We start from the raw sequence: 22,030 nt of genomic DNA on the forward strand, positions 1-22,030 counted from the left end.
TTTTGTTTTGGGGGACTCGAAGCTGCGGATGACGGCCCGGCAGGAATTGCCAAGGGAGGGCCCGATCTGCATAGTCCCGCCGCATCGATTGGGACTGTTTCGAAGAGGATAGAAGACATGGCGGACGCCGACCTGGATGTCGTGATCCGGCAACTGGCCAGACAGCTGCATACGGGCCTGATGTCCCGCGCCAAGCAGCGGCGGGATCGTTTCAACGGCCTTGCGGCCAAGGCCAAGGGCAAGGAGACCGGCACCCGCTTCAAAATGATGGCCAAGGCCACCATGGAGCAGGCCACCGCCGCCGCGAGGCGCCTCCAGATGTCCGCCGACAACGTCGCCGACAGCTACGCCCGCGCCATGCGGCTGGCCGCCAGCACACCCATCGAGGTGAAGGCGGAGAAGCCGGCCAAGGACAAGCAGGCAAAGAAGGCTGCAAAGGCCAAGAAGGCCAAGAAGGCCAAATAGTCGTCACCCCTCCCGAAGAAGCGACGAACGTTCACCGCCGCGGCGTGGAGACCTCGGTCGACTCGGCGTGCGCGAGCTCGGCGAGCTTTGCGCGCGCGGCGCTACGTGTCCGATCGTCCTTGCCGGGAGGCAGCGCAAGGGCCGCCTCGAAATCGGCGCGGGCATCGACGGCCTGGCCGCGGGCGAGGAACGCAAGACCGCGGTCGAGGCGCGCCTGCGCGTCGGCGGGGTCGAGCCGGACCGCCGTGCTGTAGCTCAGGATCGCGCGGTCGAGATCGCCCTTAGCGGCGAGCGCGAGGCCGCGCTGGTGATAGGGCGCGGCAGGCTTGGGATCGAGCGCGATCGCCTCGTCATAATCGGCGATCGCAAGGTCCAGATCGCCGTTCTGCCGGTAGGCCTGCGCGCGGTCGCGATAGAGTGAAGCACGGTTGGGATTGAGGTGGATGGCCTCGTTGAAATCGGCGATCGCCCGGCGGTTGTGGCCGTGGCGCAGCGCGATCCGCCCGCGCCCCTCATAGGCGAAAGCGATCAGAGAGCCGCGCAACGGCGAGAAGCCGATCACGGCTGAGCAGATGTCCGGCTCGTCCTCATCGCCGCAATTCACGACCGTATGCGTGGACAGGCCAATGGCCACGCCCAGGACGATCAACAATGGCACGGCGGCTCTGGTCATCTTCGACGGCGACCGGCGACGGGCCGGCCACGCATCCCCTTTCGAAGGAACACTCTCGGTTAGCTGTTAACACCGGCCGAACCGGAGCTCTGTGCGCCAGGTCACAAAGCCAGGCAAAATCCAGCCGGCTCCGTATCAGCCCCAAGGACCCCGCGAAGGACCACGCGATGGTCCTTGCGAGGACGAGCGGCCCCACGGGCCCCGCGGCGGATAGTTCTCGTTGGCGCCGACCGACGGCGCCGCATGCGCGCCGAGCTCGGCCGCAAGTTGCTGGAGCGCGGCAATGCGGTTCTGCGTCGACGGATGGGTGGCGAAGAGATTGTCGACGCCATGGCCCGATAGCGGGTTGATGATGAACATGTGCGCCGTCGCGGGATTTCGCTCGGCGTCATAGTTCGGCACCTGGTGCGCGGCGCTCTCGATCTTGACCAGCGCCGATGCCAGCCACATCGGCTGGCCCGCGATGCGCGCACCGAGATTGTCGGCGGCGTATTCGCGGGTGCGGCTGATCGCCATCTGCACCAGCATGGCGCCGAGCGGCGCCAGGATCATCATCAGGATCGAGCCGACGATGCCCGGGCCGTTGTTGTTGTCGCGGTGACCGCCGAAGAACATGCCGAATTGAGCCAGCATGGAGATCGCGCCGGCGATGGTCGCGGTGATGGTCATGAGCAGCGTGTCGTGATTCTTGATATGCGCGAGCTCATGCGCGATCACGCCGGCAAGCTCCTCGCGGCTGAGCTGGTTCATCAGGCCGACGGTCACGGCGACCGCGGCGTTCTCGGGATTGCGGCCGGTCGCGAATGCGTTGGGCTGCGCCTCGTCCATCACGAACACGCGCGGCATCGGAAGGCCCGCGCGGCTCGCAAGCTCGGCGACGAGCCCGACCAGCTCCGGCGCGCTTCGACGATCGACCTCATGGGCGCCGTACATCGACAGCACCGCACGGTCGGAGTTCCAGTAGGTGAAGAGATTGGTCGCGGCGGCAATGACCAGCGCGATCATGGCGCCTGAGGCGCCGCCGATCAGATAGCCCACGCCCATGAACAGGGCGGTGAGCCCTGCGAGAAGCATCGCGGTACGCAGATAGTTCATGACCGTCTCCCAAGGCGGCCGCGGGCAAGCCTCTGGCCGGCGTCCTCGAGGTATGAACGCCGCGCGCCGCTGCAAGGTTCGTGCGTCGCCGGGCCGCAGATAAGTGGGTCATCCGCCAGCCTTTCGCGCGTCGCTAAAGCTTGACCGGGATTTGCGCCAAAACGCGCGCGGACGCTTAGCAACCTGGAAAGCGCAGCATCGGCTAAATCCGCGGTAACCGGGCACGCTGCGCGGCCCTTGCGCATTGACCGGTTCCATTGGCCCCCCGTCGCAAGGTGACCGTCATGGCAGACCGCTCGCGCGCCGCTTCCGTCGACCCAGGATCAGTTTCCTCGCCTCAGGATACAAGGAATGATGCGAAGGGCTTGCAGGAGGCATTGCACGAGCAGCTGTTTGCCAATGACGAGTCCGGCCATGCGCCCGAAACCCAGACGCCACCGGAAACCACGCGCCGCTGGCCGCATCTGCGGCGCGGCGCCAAGATTGCCATCGGGCTTGCCATCATCGCCGTGTTCGGCTGGCTGCCGCTGCGTGCGATCTGGGAAAACTCCAGCGTCGAGGCGGTGCTGAACTCCCGCCTCGTCACGCTGCGCACGCCGATCGGCGGGCGTGTGTCCGCGGCCCAGCACGTCACCGACCAGGCCAGGCTCGATGCCGGAACCGTGGTCCTGCGCGTCGTGAATTCGCGCGGCGATCGCACACGGCTCGACGATCTCCGCCGACAGAAATCGCGTCTCGAGAACGAGCGGCCGAGCCTGGCCGCCAAGCTGGCCTCGGCCCAATCGGCACAAAAGGATCTGGCGCGGCAGGCTTCGCAATTCCGCGACGGACGCGTGCTCCAGTTGGAGGCCCGCATCGCGGAGATCCAGACCTCGATCGAGGCGGCGACCGCACGGCGGGACGAGGCCAGCGCCGCGGTCGACCGCGCATCCTCGCTGGCGAAGTCGGGCAATGTCTCGACCGTGGAGCTGGCGCGGCTGACGCGCGAGCTCTCGGTGTCGCAGCAGACCGAGCTCGGCGCGCGCAAGCGGCTGGACGCCGCCAAGGTCGAGCTTGCCGCGGCACAGAACGGCTCGTTCCTCGGCGACAGCTATAACGACCGGCCAAGCTCGGTGCAGCGCGAGGAGGAGATGCGCCAGCGTGCCGGCGATCTCGAAGCCGATCTCGCACGCACCGACACCGAGATCGCCTGGCTCGCCAACGAGATCATCGTCGAGGAGGTCCGCTTCGCCGACCTCTCCGAGGCCAACATCACGACCCCCGTCGCAGGCCGCGTCTGGGAGATGATGACCTCGCCCGGCGAGGACGTGCAGGCCGGTCAGCCTCTGCTCAAGGTGCTCGATTGCAGTGGCGCCGTCATCACCGCCAATGTCACCGAGAGCGTCTACAACCGCTTGCAGCTCGGCGACCGCGCCACCTTCGAGCCGAACGACGACGGCGCGCCGATCCCCGGCACCGTGATCAATCTGACTGGTGCCGCCGGTGCGCCCGCCAATCTTGCCATCAATCCTGACGCGCTGAGCAAGGAGCCCTATCGCGTCACCGTGGCGCCGCGCGATGCCGCCTCGCACGCCTGTGCCGTGGGACGCACCGGCCGTGTCGTGTTCGAGCAGCGCGAGAGCGCGCCGTGACGACGGCACTCACGCCGGGCCTGCTGACGCTCGGCGCCTTCATGGCGATCGTGCCGCTGCTGCGGCGCGACAGCACGCAGGCGCGCGCGTTCCTCGCCATCGTGTCGGTGGCTTTGCTGCTCCGGTATCTCCACTGGCGCCTCACATCGACACTGCCGCCACCGCACCTGACCGCGGATGCCGCGATCGGTTATCCCTTCATGCTGCTCGAGGCGGCATCGCTGGTCGCCGTCGCCCTGTCACTGCTGTTCCTGAGCCGGACGATCGACCGCACCAAGGCGGCCGGGATCGACGGCCGCACCACCGATCCAGGCGCACCGCTGATCGATGTCTTCATCTGCACCTACAACGAGGAGCGTTCGATCCTCGAGCGCACCATCATCGGCGCGACCGGCATGGAATACGGCAACTATCGCGTCTGGGTGCTGGACGACGGCCGGCGACCGTGGTTGCGGCGGCTCGCGAGCGAACTCAACTGTCACTATCTCACGCGGCCCGACAATCACCACGCCAAGGCCGGCAACATCAATCATGCCCTCAGGCATGTCGGCGCGCTGCCGGAGCGACCGGACTTCGTCGCCATTCTCGATGCCGACTTCGTGCCGCGGCCCGACTTCCTCGCGCGCACCATCTCGCTGATGGACGATCCCACGGTCGGCGTGGTGCAGACGCCGCAGCACTTCATCAATCCCGATCCGATCCAGACCAACCTCGCCGCGACCGACGTCTGGCCGGACGAGCAGCGCTTCTTCTTCGACATCCTGATGCCGGCGAAGGACGCCTGGGGCGTTGCCTTCTGTTGCGGCACCTCGTCTCTCATTCGCTATGCCGGGCTGGTGCAGATCCGGGGCTTTCCGACCGACTCCGTCACCGAAGACTATCTCGTCACGCTGCGCCTGAAGGAATACGGCCTCACCACGATCTACCTCAACGAGCGGCTGACGATCGGGCTCGCGCCGGAGGGATTGAAGGAATACATCACCCAGCGCGCCCGCTGGTGCCTCGGCTTCATGCAGATCATCCGCGGCCGCAGCGGTCCGTTGTCACGAACGTCAAAGCTCTCCTTCATCGACCGGCTTTCGCTGGTCGACGCCTTCATGAGCTGGTCCGCCGTCTACACCTCGAAAGTCGCGGGCCTCGTCGTGCCTTGGCTATTCCTGCTGTTCGGCATCAAGGCGGTGCAGGCGGACCTCACCGAACTATTGCGCTTCTTCCTGCCGTTCTATGTCTGGCACGGGCTCACCATGGCCTGGCTGTCGCGCGGCCGCTCGCTGGCGATGATGACGGATGTCTCGCAACTGATCGCCGCGCCCGCCGTGCTCAAGGCGGTGGCGGCCGGCCTGTTGAAGCCGAAGGGACACAAATTCAAGGTCACGGCGAAAGGCGGCGACCGCGACAGACGATTTGTCGAATGGCCGCTGCTGCGGCTCTACGGCAGCACGCTCCTCGTCACGCTCGCTGCCGTCGCCTATGCCTTCATCCTGCATCTGCGGGGCGAGAACATCGCCTATGGCGGACTGGCGCTGGCCTGGAGCCTCTACAACGCGTTCATCCTTGCGGTGGTTTGCTTCGTCTGCATCGAGCAGCCGCGCAAGCGCAAGGCGGAGCGGTTCGATCGCAACGAGGCCGTCCTGCTGCGCCAGGACGGCAAGTCGCATCTTGCGCGGCTTGCCGACATCTCCATTACCGGCGCGCGGCTGATCGACCCCGATCCACCGCTCCCCGGCAGCACGATCGAATGCCGCATCTACGGCCGGTCGATCGCCGCAATCGTGGTCCGCCGCACCCCCGATGGATTCGCGGTGCGCTTCGAGGAGGGCATGGACACGCGTGTGCACGCCATCAGGGCGTTCTATGCCGGCGAATATGTGCGGGCCTATCGGGGTGTCCGGGCGCTCCCGGTCGGAAAAGCGCTGCTGATGCGGCTGTTTGGCTAGGCGGGGGTGGCCAACGGCGTTTAGTGGTTCCGCTCCGGGCGTTTCGAACTTTGTTAAAACTTGCTGGGTACCTCTTCCAGGCAGAGTGACCTGGAGTACGACATGGCTAAGCGAGCCAAACGCAGAAAGGCAGAGACGCTCGCACTGCCAATGGCGGGGAGAGTTGCGATCGGCGCCGTAGCCGCCGCGGCAGTGGGGTACGGTTTGCTGTCTCACCCGGCGACCGTTCAGCCGATGCGAAAGGCGTCGGTGCACGAGGCCCAGGCATCGTCGTCTCCGGTTTACGTGGCAACACCGGTTCACGCGGCGGCGCCGGCCCCGGCTCCGAGTCCGGCCCCGGCGCCTCTGGTCGAACCACCAAAAGCCGTCGATGGCCCCGGAGCATTCGTCCGGCAGGTGGTTGACTACGCCAGCCACCAGACGCCGGGCACCGTGATCATCGATACCAGGAACACGTTCCTCTATTTCGTGCTGAACGACGCGCAGGCAATGCGTTACGGGATCGGTGTCGGCCGCGAAGGTTTTTCATGGTCCGGTGAACAGACTGTGGCCCGCAAGACGGAATGGCCGGATTGGCGTCCGCCTCCGGAGATGCTTGTGCGCCAGCCTTATCTGCCGCGGTTCATGGCAGGCGGTCCCACCAACCCGCTCGGCGCCCGGGCGATGTATCTGGGCGAGACCGAATATCGAATTCACGGGACCAACAAGCCAGATACGATCGGCAAGCGGGTGTCGTCCGGCTGTATCCGGCTGACCAACGAGGACGTCGTGGACCTCTATGAGCGGGTGAAAGTCGGAGCGAAAGTGATCGTGCTTCCGGCCTCGGCCCGATCCTCGGCGTCCAACACACGGATGCCGTCGCCCGGACCGAAGATTGCCGAAGCCCAGTAACTTGATCCTTTGCGCTCGGTCTTCAACCGAGGAGCCGGCGTGGCCTCGAGGGGATGGTTTGCGGCCGCCACTTCCCCTAGACTTCGGACGAATCCACGCCTGTCCGCCGCCGGAACCCCTATGCTCCTGACCCGATTTGCGATCGCGGCCGCTACCCTCGCAGCGTTCTCCATTCCCGCATCAGCCCAGTTCGCTCCCGCAAGGCCCGCAGCCCCCAAGGCGACGGCGCCGAAGGCCAGCACACCCTCGCCGCGTTCGGCGTCGTGCCACAATGGAGCGAATTTCGACCGCTTCCTGGCCGAGGTGAAACAGCAGGCGGTCGCCGCGGGCGTGTCGCAGCGAACGATAGCGGAGGCTTCGCCCTACCTCGTCTACGACCAGGGCATCGTCAACCGCGACCGCGGTCAGCGCGTGTTCGGCCAGATCTTCACCGAATTCGCCGGCCGCATGGCCGCGCCCTACCGCATGCAGAACGGCCAGCAGCACATCAGGCGACACGCATCGGCATTCGCGCGCGCCGAGAGGGAATATGGCGTGCCGCCGGCGGTGATCGCGGCATTCTGGGGCCTGGAGAGCGACTTCGGCGCCAACATGGGCAATCTGCCGACGCTGAGATCGCTGGTGTCGCTTGCCTATGACTGCCGGCGCTCGGAGATGTTCGTGAACGAGACCATCGCCGCGCTGAAGATCATCGATCGCGGCGATCTCACGCCCGACGAGATGATCGGCTCCTGGGCCGGCGAGCTCGGCCAGACGCAATTCCTGCCGACGCATTACGTCAACTACGCGGTCGACTATGACGGCGACGGGCGGCGCGACCTCCTGCGCAGCGAGGACGACGTGATCGGCTCGACCGCGAACTACATCGCCAACGGCTTGAAGTGGCGGCGCGGCGAGCCGTGGCTGGAAGAGATCAAGGTGCCGCAGAACCTGCCATGGGATCAGACCGACCTCAGCGTGCAGCTGCCGCGCTCGAAATGGGCGCAGTTCGGCGTCACCTATCCCGACGGCCGGCCGCTGCCAAACGACAATCTCGCGAGCTCCGTGCTGCTGCCGATGGGACGCTTTGGACCGGCCTTCATGGCCTACCAGAATTTCGCGGCATACACCGAGTGGAATAACTCGCTGATCTATTCGACCACCGCGGGCTATCTGGCCACGCGCATAGCGGGCGCAGCCCCGATGCGCAAGCCGACAGGCCAGGTAACTCAGCTGCCGTTCAACGAACTCAAGCAATTGCAGCAGCAGCTGGTTCAGGCCGGTTTCAACGTCGGCAAGGTCGATGGCGTGCTGGGCCAGCAGAGCCGCGCCGCCGTGAAGGCGATGCAGATCAAGTACGGCCTGCCGGCCGATTCCTGGCCGACCGCCGAGCTGCTGGCGCGCATGCGTGGCGGCACGGCACAGGCGCAGCCGCAGGCGACGGTCCGGTAGAATTTTCGCACCGCACAGGCCGTTTTCGCAATTGTATTATTCCATGACGCTCCCATGTGAGTGGCTCAGGTTTCCTCCTGAGATTCCCACCATTGAAGCGAGCATCACATGTCCTTCTACGACGCCGTCGTCCCCGCCTACTTGCAAATGCTGAACAGCCTGACCGGCCTGCTCACCAAGGCCGAGGCGCATTGCGCAGCCAAAAAGATCGATCCGAGCGTGCTGCTCGGCTCGCGCCTCTTCCCGGACATGCTGCCGCTGTCGAAGCAGATCCAGCTCGTCAGCGACTTTTCGGCCAAGGGCTGTGCACGGCTCACGCATACCGACGTGCCCTCCATGCCGGACACCGAAACCAGCTTCGCGGAATTGAAGCAGCGGCTGGCGAAGACCATCGACTTCGTGAAATCGTTCAAGCCCGAACAATTCGAGGGCGCCGATACCAAGGACGTCACGTTCCCTGCTGGTCCCGACCGGACCGTGACTTTGAAGGGCCAGCAATTCTTCAGCTCGGTATCGCTGCCGAACTTCTATTTCCATGCCGCCACAGCGCACGGCATCCTGCGCCACAACGGCGTCGAGATCGGCAAGCGCGATTTCCTCGGCATGAGCTGATTTGCGCAATCGCACGGCCGCGGCAGCGAAATCACGCCGCCGCGGCGAACGATGCGCATGAATTATGCTGCGCGGAGCCTGCCGCGCAGCTCGCCTGCACTTTCCGTATGGCTCGTCCCTTGCGCTCGATGTCGCAATGCACAAGTGTTCCGGACCTCTTAACTCCTGGAAGCACCCCAATGAGCCGTTCGACCAAATTGTTCGAGACCTACAAGCTCGGCCCGATCACGCTGGCCAACCGCCTGGTGATGGCCCCGCTGACGCGTAACCGCGCCGCGCCCGGCACCTTCGTCCCCTCGCCGCTCGCCGCCGAGTATTACGGTCAGCGCGCGTCCGCAGGCCTCCTGATCACCGAGGCGAGCCAGGTCTCTCAGCAAGGCCAGGGCTACCAGGACACCCCCGGCATCTACTCGAAGGAGCAGGTCGCGGGGTGGCGCAAGGTCACCGACAAGGTGCATGAGCGTGGCGGCAGGATCTTCATCCAGCTCTGGCATGTCGGCCGCATCTCGCATGTCGACCTCCAGGCGAATGGCGTAGCTCCCGTCGCTCCGAGCGCGATCCGCGCCAAGGGCAAGACCTTCGTCAACGGCACGTTCGCCGACGTCTCCGAGCCCCGCGCGCTCGAGCTCTCCGAAATTCCCGGGATCATCGACGACTTCAAGCGCGCCACGAAGAACGCGCTGGAGGCCGGCTTCGACGGCGTCGAGATCCACGGCGCCAACGGCTATCTGCTCGACCAGTTCGCCAAGGACGGCGCCAACAAGCGCACCGACGCCTATGGCGGCTCGATCGAGAACCGCGCCAAGCTGATGCTGGAAGTCTCCAAGGCCGTCGTCGCGGAAGCCGGCGCCGACCGCACCGGCATCCGCATCTCGCCGGTGACGCCCGCCAACGACATCGTGGATTCCAACCCGCAGGCGCTGTTCGATCACATCACCGACGGCCTCAACGCCTTGAAGCTCGTCTATCTCCACGTCGTCGAAGGCGCCACCGGCGGTCCGCGCGATTTCGCGCCGTTCGACTATGGATCCTTGCGCAAGCGCTTCTCGGGCGCCTACATCGCCAACAACGGCTACGATTTCGATCTCGCCACCAAGGTGCTGGATGCGAACGCGGCCGACCTGATCGCTTTCGGCAAGCCGTTCATCTCCAATCCCGACCTGGTGGAGCGCCTGAAAAAGGGCGCGGCGCTGAACGATTGGGACAAGAACACGTTCTACGGCGGTGGCGCGAAGGGATACACGGATTACCCGGCGCTCGCGGCCGAGCCGGCGGAATAAACCTGCTGCTTGCGCAGCAACGCGAACTAACAAAAAGGCCGGGATCGCTCCCGGCCTTTCGTTGCTGGATGCAACCACCCCAGCGATATTGCTGTGACCTGGCATCCTTGCTCTAATGCGGCGATGGATGACACCCAGACACTCGTTCGCCGCGCGGCTGCAGCGGTCAATTCGGGCAAGCCTGATGAGGCGCAGCGTCTGTGCGAACAGGGCCTTGCCCGCGATCCCGGCGATCCGGTGTTGCATCATCTGCTGGCCGCCGTGTTGTTCTCCAGAGGCGTCATCGTCCCGGCTCGCGCCCATATCGACGTCAGTCTTGCCAAGCGACCGAACAACGCGCCGGCGCGGCTGCTGGCCGCCCGTATCGAGCGAACCGAAGGCCAGTTCGACGCCGCGCTCGTGCATCTCGATGCCGCGATCGCCATCAGTCCGCAGCGCGAGATGTTCGTCGAGAAGGCCCGGACACTCGATATGGCAGGGCTGCGAGATCAGGCACGCGGCGCCTGGCAGGCGATCCTCAAGGTCATCCCTGGCCATCAGGAAGCGACGGCGCAGCTTGGCAGGATGGCATGGGAGGACGGCGATCCCGCCACCGCCGCAACCCTGCTCGCGCAGGCGACTGCGACCGACGCACCGGCTTCGGTGTGGTTCAATCTCGGCCTCGCGCGACAGGATTTGCGAGACCACGACGGTGCAGCAGATGCTTACCGCAAGGCGTTCGCGCTCAAGCCCGACCATGCCGAAGCCGCGCTCAATCTCGGTATCTCACTCCAGGAGGTCGGAGACATGGATGCCGCCATGGATGCATTCGGCAAGGCCTATCGCCTGCGCCCGCAGCTGTTCGGCTCCATCGCGATGGCTTTGACCTCCGCCTCTCACGGGCGGCTATGGCTCGACGAGGACGCCCTGCGGCGTGCGCTATCGGGTTAGGCGCCCGCGCTTGGCGCGAAACTGCTTGCGGTAGACGTTGGGCGCAGCCAGCACCTCGGCGACGACCCTGGCATAGGATTGCTGGTGCGCCGCGTCGAACGGCTCGAACACGAGTTCGGGCGCCTGGCGCGGAACGGCAAAGCACTGCGCAATCGGTGTCCCTTTCTTCAGGACGCCTGAAAAATCGGGCTTGATCCAGACGGCTGGAAAATTGATGCCGCCGTCGTGAAACCGGTCCGCGTCGACCAGGCCCGAGACGAGCCGAAACGGCAGGTCGTCGCGGTTGACGGGATGTGTCGCGAACAGGGACCAGCCGGGCTCGAGCTCGATGGTCCAGAAACTGTTGAATTTGAGCGCGGACCGTCCGTTCGAGAACGGTGCCTCGGCAAATTGTGCAACCGGATGGAAGCTGAGCGGTGCGCGCGGATGCCCCGCAGTCTCCGGCTCCGGGATGTCCCAATCCCAGGAAAATTCGCCGCCCCGGATCCCGACGTCGCACGGCAGCGGAATCATGACCCCATACGCCATCGCATCCACGAAGGGCGGGCATTGCTTGACCGTGCGGATGTCGCGGCCGTGGATCTGCGAATGCGCCGTCGCGGGCATCGCCCGCAGCCAGTCGGGCAAGGCCGTGCGCGCCGGGAACGGCCGCACCAGATGACCGGCCAGCTTTGGATCGCAACGGAAGATCATGCGCATGGCAAACGCTCGCTTCTGGATCGGACCCATTGAAGGTCGGACCTAATGAAGGTCAGATCTCGGCAATTCAGATCACCACCGCCGATAAGGCAAGAGGACAACACGACAAAAGGCCGGGATTGCTCCCGGCCTCCTGCTCTCATGGATGGCCAGGATGAACCCGGCCATGATGACGTCGGCGAATTACTTCGCGTCGGCGCGCTTGGGCGGGCTGGCCGGCCACGACTTGATCAGCGTGTCGTAGTCGACGGTTTCGCCCTTCGGCTTCTCGTTCGCCAGCTTGCGCTGCGGAGCGATGTTGCCGTCCTTGGCCGACTTGTCGTACCAGAACTCAGCCGTCTTCTTCGGGTTGAGCTTCGGTCCGCAGGCACCCTGCACGCCCGACTTCTCGAGACGCTCCATCACCGAGTCCTGAGCGGCAGCCAGCGCATCCATCGCCGCCTGCGGCGTCTTCGCACCGGACGACGCATCGCCGATGTTCTGCCACCACAGCTGAGCAAGCTTCGGATAGTCAGGCACGTTGTTGCCGGTCGGCGTCCACTGCACGCGCGCGGGCGAACGGTAGAACTCGATCAGGCCGCCGAGCTTCGGCGCGCGTTCCGTGAAGGACTTGTCCCAGATGTCGGATTCGCGGATGAAGGTCAGACCGACATGGCTCTTCTTCAGCGACACCGTCTTGGAGACGATGAACTGGAGATACAGCCAGGCAGCCTTGCGGCGATCGAGCGGGGTCGACTTCAGCAAGGTCGCCGATCCCACGTCCTGGTAGCCGAGCTTCATGCCGTCCTTCCAGTAGGAGCCGTGCGGCGACGGAGCCATACGCCACTTCGGCGTACCGTCCGCGTTCATCACGGGCAGGCCGGGCTTCACCATGTCGGCGGTGAAGGCGGTGTACCAGAAGATCTGCTGGGCGATGTTGCCCTGCGACGGCACCGGACCCGATTCGGAGAAGGTCATGCCCTGAGCCTGCGGCGGAGCATACTTCTTCATCCAGTCGAGATACTTGACGATCGAGTAGACCGCCGCCGGGCCGTTGACGTCGCCGCCACGCTCGACCGACGAGCCGACCGGACGGCAGCCTTCCATGCGGATGCCCCATTCGTCGACCGGCAGGCCGTTCGGGATGCCCTTGTCGCCGTTGCCGGCCATCGACAGCCAGGCGTCGGTGAACCGCCATCCGAGCGAGGGATCCTTCTTGCCGTAATCCATGTGACCATAGACGCGGACGCCGTTGATCTCCTTGATGTCGTTGGTGAAGAACTCGGCGATATCCTCATAGGCCGACCAGTTCACGGGAACGCCGAGATCGTAGCCGTACTTGGCCTTGAACTTGGCCTTGTAGTCCGGGTTGGTGAACCAGTCGTACCGGAACCAATACAGGTTCGCGAACTGCTGGTCAGGCAACTGGTAGAGGTGACCGTTCGGCGCGGTCGTGAACGACTTGCCGATGAAGTCGTTGACGTCGAGCATCGGGTCCGTGACGTCCTTGCCGTCCTTCGCCATCCAGTCGGTCAGGTCGACCGCCTGGCCGTAACGGAAGTGCGTTCCGATGAAGTCGGAGTCGTTGATCCAGCCGTCATAAACGTTCTTGCCGGACTGCATCTGGGTCTGGATCTTCTCGACGACGTCACCTTCCTGGATGATGTCGTGCTTGACCTTGATGCCGGTGATCTCCTCGAACGCCTTCGCGAGCGTGCGGGATTCGTATTCATGCGTGGTCAGCGTCTCGGAGACGACGTTGATCTCCATGCCCTTGAAGGGTTCAGCGGCCTTGATGAACCACTGCATTTCCTTCAATGCGTCGTCCTTCGACAGGGTCGACGGCTGGAATTCGCTGTCGATCCACTTCTTGGCGGCGGCTTCGTCCGCGCGCGCCGGCGCGGCGATCGTCATCGAGGCCGCGATCAGCGCGACGGCGCTGGTCATGGTCAGAAGACTGTCCTTGGTCGTTCTCAAGTGTCGCATTAGTTTCCTCCGGTTGAAGCGACAAAACTAAAATCCAGGCCCGGGTAGACCCCGGATCTGCTCTTTCTCGCCTGCCTCAGACGGTGCGAAAGATCACCACGCCCGAGGCAAGCGAAATCACGGTTGCGAGCCATAGGCTCGTCAGCTCAAATCCTTCCTCTCCGATCGGAAGCGTCGCGATCGGATCGGTACCGACGAAGCCGATCCAGACCAGGTGGATGACGGCAGCCACGATCAGCGAAATGAACAGGCGGTCGCCACGCGTGGTCGGGATGCGCAGGATCCCGACGCGTTCGGCCTCGGGATAGGCGGCCGCGAGCCAGGTCATGACGGCCAGCGTGCACGCCAGCGCCACGAAGAAAATCGCGGTCGGCAGCGTCCAGGCCATCCATGCGATGGAGTCCATGAAAACCTCCTAGACCCGGCCGAGCGCGAAGCCGCGCGCGATGTAGTTGCGGACGAACCAGATCACGAGCGCGCCCGGGATGATCGTGAGCACGCCGGCAGCCGCGAGCAGGCCCCAGTCCATGCCCGCCGCCGAGACCGTTCGCGTCATGACCGCAGCGATCGGCTTGGCGTTGACCGAGGTCAGCGTGCGCGCCAGCAGCAGCTCGACCCACGAGAACATGAAGCAGAAGAACGCGGCGACGCCGATGCCGCTCGCGATCAGGGGCACCAGGATCTTGATGAAGAAGCGCGGGAACGAATAGCCATCGAGGAAGGCGGTCTCGTCGATCTCGCGCGGCACGCCGGAGACGAAGCCTTCGAGAATCCATACCGCCAGCGGCACGTTGAAAATGCAGTGCGCGAGCGCAACGGCCCAGGGCGTATCGAACAACCCGATCGCCGAATAGAGATTGAAGAACGGCAGCGCATAGACCGCGGCCGGCGCCATGCGGTTCGACAGCAGCCAGAAGAACAGGTGCTTGTCGCCGAGGAACCGGTAGCGCGAAAACGCGTAGGCCGCCGGCAGCGCCACGGAGATCGAGATGACGGTATTGATGACGACGTATTCCAGCGAATTGATATAGCCGGAATACCAGCTCTCGTCGGTGAAGATGCGCCTGTAGTGCTGCAGCGTCGGCGCATGAGGCCACAGCGTCATCGTCGAGATGATCTCGCCGTTGGTCTTGAAGCTCATGTTGACGAGCCAGTAGATCGGCAACATCAGGAAGATCAGGAACAGCCCCATGATGAAGCGGCGGCCGGGGATCGAGTGCATCACGCGGCTCCTTCCTGGGGTTTGCGTTCGTTGCCGGCGTTGGTCATGACGGTGTAGAAGATCCAGCAAACGATCAGGATGATCAGGTTGTAGACCAGCGAGAGCGCCGCGGCCTTGCCGAGGTCGAACTGGCCGAGCGCGATCTTGACGAGCTCGATCGACACGAAGGTGGTCGAGTTGCCGGGGCCGCCGCCGGTGACGACGAACGGCTCGGTGTAGATCATGAAGCTGTCCATGAAGCGCAGCAGCACCGCGATCAGCAGCACGCGGTTCATCTTCGGCAGCTGGATCGCCTTGAATACGGCCCAGCGCGAGGCGCCGTCGATCTGGGCTGCCTGATAGTAGGCCTCCGGGATCGACTTCAGCCCGGCATAGCAGAGCAGCGCGACGAGGCTGGTCCAGTGCCAGACGTCCATCACGATGACGGTGACCCAGGCATCGACATCGTTGGAGACGTAGTTGTAGTCGAGCCCGATATGGTTGAGGACATAGCCGAGCAGGCCGATGTCGGGCCGGCCGAAAATCTGCCAGATCGTGCCGACCACGTTCCACGGAATCAACAGCGGCAGCGCGAGCGTGACGAGGCAGGCGGCGACGGTCCAGCCCTGACGCGGCATCGACAGCGCGACGACGATGCCGAGCGGCACCTCGATGGCGAGGATCACCAGCGAGAAGAAGAGATTGCGGCCGAGCGAGGCCAGGAAGCGGCCGCCGAGATCGGTCGAGGGATCGAGCAGTTCCTTGAACCAGCCGACGCCGTTCCAGAAGAACTGGTTGTTGCCGAAGGTGTCCTGCATCGAATAGTTCACCACCGTCATCAGCGGCAGCACCGCCGAGAAGGCGACGACCAGGAACACCGGCAGCACCAGGAACCAGGCTTTTTGGTTGACGGTCTTGTCCATCAGGCGGCTCCTTCCACCAGAAGGCTGTCGGCATAGACGTGGACGTGCGCGGGATCGAATTTCAGCCCGGCATTGCCGTCGGAGCTGGTGAAGCCCGCCGGCGCGCGCGCCGCGATCTTGGCCTCGCCGATGCGCACGCGCGCGAAGCGGATTCGGCCGAGGTCGTCGATCCGCTCGATTTTCGCAGTGAGCACGCCGGGCCCGGGCGCAACCGCGTCCACAAACTCCGGGCGCACACCGATCTCGATCTTGGCACCGGCCGGAAGGTTGTCGTAGCTGCGGTTCAGCGCGATGACATGGCCGTCGACCTTGGCTTCGCGCCCCCTCACCTCGGCCGGCAGGATGTTCATGCCGGGCGAGCCGATGAAATAGCCGACGAAGGTGTGGGCGGGCTTGTCGAACAGCTCCGCCGGCGTGCCGCTCTGCACCACGCGCCCGTCATGCATGACGACGACGGTGTCGGCGAAGGTCAGCGCTTCGGTCTGGTCGTGGGTGACGTAGATCATCGTGAGGTCGAGCTCGCGATGCAGCGCCTTGAGCTTGGAGCGAAGCTGCCATTTCAATTCGGGATCGATCACCGTCAGCGGCTCGTCGAACAGCACGGCGGCGACGTCGGAGCGGACGAGACCGCGGCCGAGCGAGATCTTCTGCTTGGCATCGGCCGTCAGCCGGGTCGCCTTGCGATTCAGATAGGGTTCGAGGTCGAGCAGGCGGCCGATCTCGGCGACGCGCCTGTCGATCTCGGCCTTCGGCACACCGCGGTTCTTCAGCGGAAACGCCAGGTTCTGCCCCACCGTCATGGTGTCGTAGATCACCGGAAACTGGAACACCTGGGCGATGTTGCGCTTCTGGGTTGACAGCGGTGTGATGTCCTGGCCGTCGAACAGGATTTTCCCGCGCGACGGCGTGATGATGCCGGAGATGACGTTGAGCAGCGTGGTCTTGCCGCAGCCGGACGGGCCGAGCAGCGCATAGGCGCCGCCCTGCCGCCAGGTCATGGTCACCGGCTTCAGCGCAAAGGTTTCCTGTGGCGCATCGTTGCCGCCGTAGGAATGGGCGAGATCGACGAGGTCAATGCGGGCCATATCGCATCTCCCTCACGAGCCGGGTGCCGCGACGAGGCGATCGGCCGCGTCGAAGACGAAGACATCATTGGGATCGAGCACGGCGTCCAGCGTCTGGCCTGGCTCGAACTCGTGCACGCCGTGCAGCACCGCAACCCAGTTCGATCCGTCGCGGGTCAAATGCACGAAACTCTCCGAACCGGTGATCTCGGTCACCGTCACCGTGGCATGGAATGCGTGGCGATCGGCCTCGCCATTGGCAAGCCCAAGCTGATGGGCGCGGAAGCCGACGCGATAGGTGCCGTCGGCCAGCGATGAATAGAGGCCCGAGGCCGGCGACGCCGTGCCGCCGGCATATTGCACGGCGCCGTTCTTCTTCTCGATGCCGACGAGGTTGAGCGGCGGATCGGAGAACACCTGCGCCACGCGCAAGGTCTGTGGCCGGCGATAGACATTGGTGGTCTCGCCGATCTGGAGCGCCTGCCCTTCCCACATGCAGACCGTGTTGCCGCCCAGCAGCAGCGCTTCGGTCGGCTCGGTCGTGGCATAGACGAAGATCGCGCCGGAGGCCTCGAAGATGCGCGGCAGCTCGGCGCGCAGCTCCTCGCGCAGCTTGTAGTCGAGATTGGCGAGCGGCTCGTCGAGCAGCACGAGATCGGCCCCCTTCACCAGAGCGCGCGCGATCGCGGTGCGCTGCTGCTGGCCGCCGGACAGCTGGAGCGGCGTGCGCTTCAGGAACGGTTCGAGCCGCAGCAGCCTGGCGGCCTCTGCCACGCGCGCCTCGATCTCCTCGCGCGGCTTGCCCTGTACGCGCAGGGGCGAGGCGATGTTCTCGTAAACCGTCAAAGAGGGATAGTTGATGAACTGCTGATAGACCATCGCAACCGAGCGTTGACGCACGTCGGCGCCGGTGACGTCCTTGCCGCCCACCAGCAACTTGCCCGTGGTCGGCTTGTCGAGGCCGGCGAGCAGCCGCATGATCGATGTCTTGCCCGACAGCGTCGGTCCGAGCAGCACGTTGAGCGTGCCGCTCTCGAGCGTCAGCGAGACGTCGCGGATGTGTGGGACCCCATCGACGATCCGGGTCACGTGATCGAGAGTCACGCTCATGAGCGTCCTCCTGCCTGCAGCAGAGGACTTTGCGACACGACGTGAGTCTTGATCCAGTCACTCAGGGCGGCAATTTCGTCGACAGATAGCCGCAGGCCGAGCTTGGAGCGGCGCCAAACGATATCTTCGGCGGTCACCGCCCATTCGTTGGTCATCAGGTAGCGAACCTCACGTTCCGTCAGGGTTGCGCCGAAAGCCTGGCCGAGATCGGCGGCCGACTTGGCGTCGCCCAGCAGCTTGATGGCGCGTGTGCCGTAGGCGCGCGCGAGGCGCCGCGCGTGCTCATGGCTCAGGAAGGGATAGCCGCGCTGGAGCTCGGCGATCAGGCCATCGACGGCCGACACGTCCATGTCGCCGCCCGGAAGCGGCCATTTGGCGGTCCAGCCCTCACGCGCTTTCGCACTACGAAGATAGGGCGCGAGCCGCTCAAGCGCTTCCTCGGCGAGACGACGATAGGTCGTGATCTTGCCGCCATAGATCGACAGCAACGGCACCCCGCCGGGCGTATCGAGTTCGAATACGTAATCGCGAGTCGCGGCCTTGGCTTCGCTGGCGCCGTCGTCATAAAGTGGTCGCACGCCGGAATAGGTCCAGACGACATCCTCTGATGTCACGGGCTTGGCGAGATATTCGCTTGCGGCAGCGCAGAGATATTGGATCTCCTCGGCGGTCGCCTTCACCTTGGACGGATCGCCGTCATAATCGCGGTCGGTGGTGCCGATCAGCGTGAAGTCGTCCTGATAGGGGATGACGAAGATGATGCGACCGTCTGCGTTCTGGAACATGTAGGCGCGGTCGTGGTCGTAGAGCTTCTTGACCACGATGTGCGAGCCCTGCACCAGGCGCACTTTGGCTTTCGCGTTGACGCCTGCACCGCGGCCGAGCACGTCCTCGACCCAGGGGCCGCCGGCATTGACCAGCGCGCGAGCCTGGATCTGCGAACGCGCGCCGGTCAGCGTATCAACCATGCCGACGGTCCAGATGCCGTCGGACTGCTTGATATCCGTCGCGCGGGTGCGGGTGCGGATCTCAGCGCCCTTGTCGGCGGCGTCACGTGCGTTCAGCACGACCAGGCGAGCGTCATCGACGAAGCAGTCGGAATATTCGAACCCGCGGCCATAGCGATTCGGAATCAAAGGCTTGCCGACCTCGTCGCGCCGGAGATCGACCGAGCGGGTCGCCGGCAGCAAATGACGACCGCCGATGTGATCGTAGAGGAAGAGGCCGAGACGCAGCAGCCAGGCGGGGCGCAGGCCGGCGTGATGCGGCAAAACGAAACGCAGGGGGCGAATGATGTGGGGCGCAATGCCCCAGAGGATCTCGCGCTCGATCAGCGCCTCGCGGACCAGACGGAATTCGTAATATTCGAGATAGCGCAGGCCGCCGTGCACCAGCTTGGTCGACCAGGACGACGTCCCGCTCGCCAAATCGTTCATTTCGCACAGGAAAACAGTGTTGCCGCGACCCACCGCGTCACGCGCGATGCCGCAACCGTTAACACCGCCTCCAATGATGGCGAGGTCGAAAATACGCTCCAACAGACGCATCCCCCGAAAACCGCTCGTTCCGTCGCGCGGCAACTTTCGCTTTTGATTAGATCACACCGGAAAACGAAAGCAAGACGAAAGAGAGACGAATGGAAGTGAAAGTGGAACTTTTCCATCGCCAAAGTGGTCGAGAAATCGGCAGCCTCACGGGCGGATTCTGGGGCAGTCGGCTTGATCGAGCGGCACGCGGGCCAACGAGCGAACTCGCAGCCTTGAATGTAGCAACATAACTACATATCATTTGCGCGGGTATGACGACGCCGCTACCGAGAGGGGCTGACGATGGTGACCACCCTCACCAGCCGGGAATTCAATCAGGACACCAGCGGCGCGAAAAAAGCTGCATCGCAGGGACCAGTCTTCATCACAGACCGGGGTCGCCCGGCCCACGTGCTGCTGACGATCGAAGATTATCTGCGCCTGAGCGGCGGACACATGAGTCTTGCCGAGGCTTTGGCGCAAACGAGTGCGGACTTTGATTTCGATCCGCCTCGCATATCCGGCGGGGTCTTCAGGCCCGCCGGTCTCGACTGATGTTTCTGCTGGACACCAATGTCATTTCCGAACTCAGGCGACCAGCCAAAGCTGACCGCCATGCCGTCGCCTGGGCCAATGCAGTTCCCGCGGCAAGCTTCTTCGTGTCCGTCATTTCGATTCTCGAGATCGAACTCGGCGCGCGCCTGATCGAGCGCAAGGATGCTGCACGAGGTGCTATCTTGCGCAGTTGGATCGACGGCCAGGTCCTGGCGCGCTTCGAGGGACGGGTCCTGGCCATCGATACGGCCGTAGCGCAGCGCTGCGCGCAACTACATGTTCCCAATCCGCGCGCTGAACGTGACGCTCTCATTGCAGCGACCGCGCTCGTTCACGGCCTGACAGTCGTTACCCGCAATGTGAGGGATTTCGAACCCATGGGCGTGCGGCTGCTCAACCCGTGGGACGGCGCTTAGCGCAGCCGCACCACCGGCGCTGCTTCAGGGGCTGCATCCTGCGCATCGGTCTGGGTTTCGTCGATGTCAGCGCCCTTCGGCATCGCCTCTACCACCTCGATGCCCTTGCTGTGGCAGATGGTGGCGAGACGCTCGGGCAGCTCCTGGTCGGTCACGAAGGTCTGGATCTGGGTCATATGCGCGATGCGGACCGGCGCGCTGCGGCGAAGCTTGGTTGAATCTGCGACCAGCATGACACTGCGGGCATTGGCGATGATGGCCTGCGCAACCTGCACCTCGCGATAGTCGAAGTCGAGCAGCGCGCCCTCCTCGTCGATCGCGGACGCGCCGATGATGGCGTAGTCGACCTTGAACTGGCCGATCAACTGAGTCGCGGTCGAGCCGACCACCGCGCCGTCAGCGCGCCGCACCGTTCCGCCGGCCACCACCACCTCGATGCGGGGATGGCGGTAGAGCAGCATGGCGACGTTGAGGTTGTTGGTGATGACGAGCAGGTCCTCGTGCGAGGTCAGCGCGCTCGCGACCTCCTCGGTCGTGGTGCCGATGTTGATGAAGAGCGAGCACCCGTTCGGGATCAGCGAGGCGGCCGCAACGCCGATGGCTTTCTTTTCGTCGGCGGCGACGAAACGGCGCGCCTCATAGGCGAGGTTTTCGACGCCGGAGGCGATGATGGCGCCGCCATGGATACGGGTGAGCGAGCGGCGCTCGCAGAGATCGTTGAGATCCTTGCGGATGGTCTGCGCCGAGACTTCGAACCGGCGCGCCAGTTCCTCGACCATGACGCGGCCGGAGGCGCGGGCGATGTTGAGAATTTCAGCTTGGCGATGGGTCAATCCGGTCACGGCAATGGCCTCAAATCAGAATGGTGCATGGTGCGGCTTCTCGCGCGCGCGGTCAATGCGCACGCCGATCACGGTTAATGGATGCGACGCTCACCATGCCAACGCGCGCGCGAGCCGCACGAGCAGCACCGGATCGTCGAAGGCGCTGGCGGAGGCGACCGCGCCGGCGCCAACAAGGTCAGCATCGCTGAGGCTGGTCCGGATGCCGATGGTCGGAATCCCGGCGGCCGTGGCCGACTGCACCCCGGAGCGGGAATCCTCGAACGCGATCGAGGCAGCCGCGCTGGCGCCGACGAAGCGCAGCCCCTCCTGGTAGGGTAGCGGATGCGGCTTGCCATGCGGCAGTTCATCGCCGATCACGAGCGTCTTGAAGCGATGCGTGATGCCGAGACCCGACAGCAGCAACTCGGCATTGAGCCGCGGCGCGTTGGTGACGGCGACCATGGAAATGCCGGCCGCATCCGCGCGGTCGAGCAGCGCCATCAGACCCGGGAGCGGTTCGATCTGCCCCGCGACCAGCGTCCGGAACACTTCTTCCTTCTCGCCGAGAATTTCGGCGCGCCGCTCCAACGTCTCGTCAGGCAGAAAGCGCTCACCGATCGACACATTGGCGAAGCCTTGCAACTCTCTGGAGAAACGCGCGTGGTCGAAGACATGACCGCGGGGACCGAGCACCTGATTGAACGCCTTCAGGTGGAGCGGGTCGGTGTTGGCGAGCGTTCCGTCGATATCGAACAGTAACGCTTTGCCCAGTCCCTGCATCATTTCGATTTTCCTCTCGCGC

22 protein-coding genes are annotated in these 22,030 nt (G+C 64.6%); 10 read left to right on the forward strand and 12 right to left on the reverse strand.

The window, feature by feature from the left end:
- Positions 1 to 117 precede the first annotated feature (117 nt).
- Entirely contained in the window at positions 118 to 465 is a 348-nt protein-coding gene (locus tag XH90_RS27310; RefSeq protein WP_194477387.1) for a hypothetical protein, read from the forward strand.
- 31 nt (positions 466 to 496) lie between these two features.
- Here the strand turns inward: XH90_RS27310 and XH90_RS27315 are convergent, their stop codons facing one another.
- Positions 497 to 1,138 carry a tetratricopeptide repeat protein gene (locus XH90_RS27315; RefSeq protein ID WP_194477388.1) on the reverse strand — a complete coding sequence of 214 codons (642 nt, stop codon included), beginning with the start codon at positions 1,136 to 1,138 and terminating at the stop codon, positions 497 to 499.
- A 135-nt stretch (positions 1,139 to 1,273) separates the two neighbouring features.
- Complete coding sequence (gene htpX, locus XH90_RS27320) at positions 1,274 to 2,233, reverse strand: zinc metalloprotease HtpX (RefSeq protein WP_194477389.1); 960 nt, start codon at positions 2,231 to 2,233, stop codon at positions 1,274 to 1,276.
- Between the two features lie 365 nt (positions 2,234 to 2,598).
- On the opposite strand from htpX, the gene XH90_RS27325 reads away from it, so the two are divergent.
- From XH90_RS27325 to XH90_RS27355, 7 genes are all read left to right on the forward strand, one after another.
- Positions 2,599 to 3,864, forward strand: a complete 1,266-nt coding sequence (locus XH90_RS27325; RefSeq protein WP_246755601.1) for an HlyD family secretion protein — start codon at positions 2,599 to 2,601, stop codon at positions 3,862 to 3,864.
- Positions 3,861 to 5,801: a glycosyltransferase gene (locus tag XH90_RS27330; protein ID WP_194477391.1), complete on the forward strand. Its 1,941-nt coding sequence runs from the start codon at positions 3,861 to 3,863 to the stop codon at positions 5,799 to 5,801. The genes XH90_RS27325 and XH90_RS27330 overlap by 4 nt, the downstream gene beginning before the upstream one ends.
- Before the next feature lie 102 nt (positions 5,802 to 5,903).
- A complete protein-coding gene (locus tag XH90_RS27335) occupies positions 5,904 to 6,692 on the forward strand; it encodes a L,D-transpeptidase (RefSeq protein WP_194477392.1) in 789 nt (262 codons plus the stop codon).
- A gap of 120 nt (positions 6,693 to 6,812) precedes the next feature.
- Entirely contained in the window at positions 6,813 to 8,123 is a 1,311-nt protein-coding gene (locus XH90_RS27340) for a lytic murein transglycosylase (RefSeq protein WP_194477393.1), read from the forward strand.
- Between the two features lie 108 nt (positions 8,124 to 8,231).
- Complete coding sequence (locus XH90_RS27345; RefSeq protein WP_194477394.1) at positions 8,232 to 8,735, forward strand: DUF1993 family protein; 504 nt, start codon at positions 8,232 to 8,234, stop codon at positions 8,733 to 8,735.
- 179 nt (positions 8,736 to 8,914) lie between these two features.
- Positions 8,915 to 10,015, forward strand: a complete 1,101-nt coding sequence (locus XH90_RS27350) for an alkene reductase (RefSeq protein ID WP_194477395.1) — start codon at positions 8,915 to 8,917, stop codon at positions 10,013 to 10,015.
- Between the two features lie 123 nt (positions 10,016 to 10,138).
- Entirely contained in the window at positions 10,139 to 10,945 is an 807-nt protein-coding gene (locus XH90_RS27355; protein WP_194477396.1) for a lipopolysaccharide assembly protein LapB, read from the forward strand.
- Here the strand turns inward: XH90_RS27355 and XH90_RS27360 are convergent.
- From XH90_RS27360 to glpD, 8 genes are all read right to left on the reverse strand, one after another.
- On the reverse strand, positions 10,934 to 11,644 hold the full coding sequence (locus XH90_RS27360; protein WP_194477397.1) for a hypothetical protein: 711 nt from the start codon (positions 11,642 to 11,644) through the stop codon (positions 10,934 to 10,936). The genes XH90_RS27355 and XH90_RS27360 overlap by 12 nt on opposite strands.
- 183 nt (positions 11,645 to 11,827) lie before the next feature.
- A complete protein-coding gene (locus tag XH90_RS27365; protein WP_194477398.1) occupies positions 11,828 to 13,609 on the reverse strand; it encodes an ABC transporter substrate-binding protein in 1,782 nt (593 codons plus the stop codon).
- A gap of 76 nt (positions 13,610 to 13,685) precedes the next feature.
- On the reverse strand, positions 13,686 to 14,015 hold the full coding sequence (locus XH90_RS27370; protein WP_194477399.1) for a DUF2160 domain-containing protein: 330 nt from the start codon (positions 14,013 to 14,015) through the stop codon (positions 13,686 to 13,688).
- Between the two features lie 9 nt (positions 14,016 to 14,024).
- Entirely contained in the window at positions 14,025 to 14,831 is an 807-nt protein-coding gene (locus XH90_RS27375; protein WP_194477400.1) for a carbohydrate ABC transporter permease, read from the reverse strand.
- Positions 14,831 to 15,733, reverse strand: a complete 903-nt coding sequence (locus XH90_RS27380; protein ID WP_194477401.1) for a carbohydrate ABC transporter permease — start codon at positions 15,731 to 15,733, stop codon at positions 14,831 to 14,833. The genes XH90_RS27375 and XH90_RS27380 overlap by 1 nt, the downstream gene beginning before the upstream one ends.
- Complete coding sequence (locus XH90_RS27385; protein WP_194477402.1) at positions 15,733 to 16,818, reverse strand: ABC transporter ATP-binding protein; 1,086 nt, start codon at positions 16,816 to 16,818, stop codon at positions 15,733 to 15,735. Before XH90_RS27385 ends, XH90_RS27380 begins: the two co-directional genes overlap by 1 nt.
- Positions 16,819 to 16,830: 12 nt before the next feature.
- The gene (locus XH90_RS27390; protein WP_194477403.1) at positions 16,831 to 17,907 is read right to left on the reverse strand and encodes an ABC transporter ATP-binding protein; all 1,077 of its coding nucleotides are present in this window, start codon (positions 17,905 to 17,907) and stop codon (positions 16,831 to 16,833) included.
- Positions 17,904 to 19,454, reverse strand: a complete 1,551-nt coding sequence (gene glpD / locus XH90_RS27395) for a glycerol-3-phosphate dehydrogenase (RefSeq protein WP_194477404.1) — start codon at positions 19,452 to 19,454, stop codon at positions 17,904 to 17,906. The genes XH90_RS27390 and glpD overlap by 4 nt, the downstream gene beginning before the upstream one ends.
- Positions 19,455 to 19,736: 282 nt before the next feature.
- Between glpD and XH90_RS27400 the strand changes: the two genes are divergently transcribed.
- Positions 19,737 to 19,988: a type II toxin-antitoxin system prevent-host-death family antitoxin gene (locus tag XH90_RS27400; RefSeq protein WP_194477405.1), complete on the forward strand. Its 252-nt coding sequence runs from the start codon at positions 19,737 to 19,739 to the stop codon at positions 19,986 to 19,988.
- Positions 19,988 to 20,404, forward strand: a complete 417-nt coding sequence (locus XH90_RS27405; protein WP_194477406.1) for a type II toxin-antitoxin system VapC family toxin — start codon at positions 19,988 to 19,990, stop codon at positions 20,402 to 20,404. Before XH90_RS27400 ends, XH90_RS27405 begins: the two co-directional genes overlap by 1 nt.
- Here XH90_RS27405 and XH90_RS27410 read toward each other — a convergent pair.
- Positions 20,401 to 21,246 (reverse strand): DeoR/GlpR family DNA-binding transcription regulator, encoded by an 846-nt coding sequence (locus tag XH90_RS27410; protein ID WP_194477407.1) that lies wholly within the window; start codon positions 21,244 to 21,246, stop codon positions 20,401 to 20,403. The genes XH90_RS27405 and XH90_RS27410 overlap by 4 nt on opposite strands.
- Before the next feature lie 90 nt (positions 21,247 to 21,336).
- Complete coding sequence (locus XH90_RS27415; protein ID WP_194482827.1) at positions 21,337 to 22,011, reverse strand: HAD family phosphatase; 675 nt, start codon at positions 22,009 to 22,011, stop codon at positions 21,337 to 21,339.
- Between the last annotated feature and the right edge of the window lie 19 nt (positions 22,012 to 22,030).

Source organism: Bradyrhizobium sp. CCBAU 53338 (assembly GCF_015291665.1).
Taxonomy (GTDB): domain Bacteria; phylum Pseudomonadota; class Alphaproteobacteria; order Rhizobiales; family Xanthobacteraceae; genus Bradyrhizobium.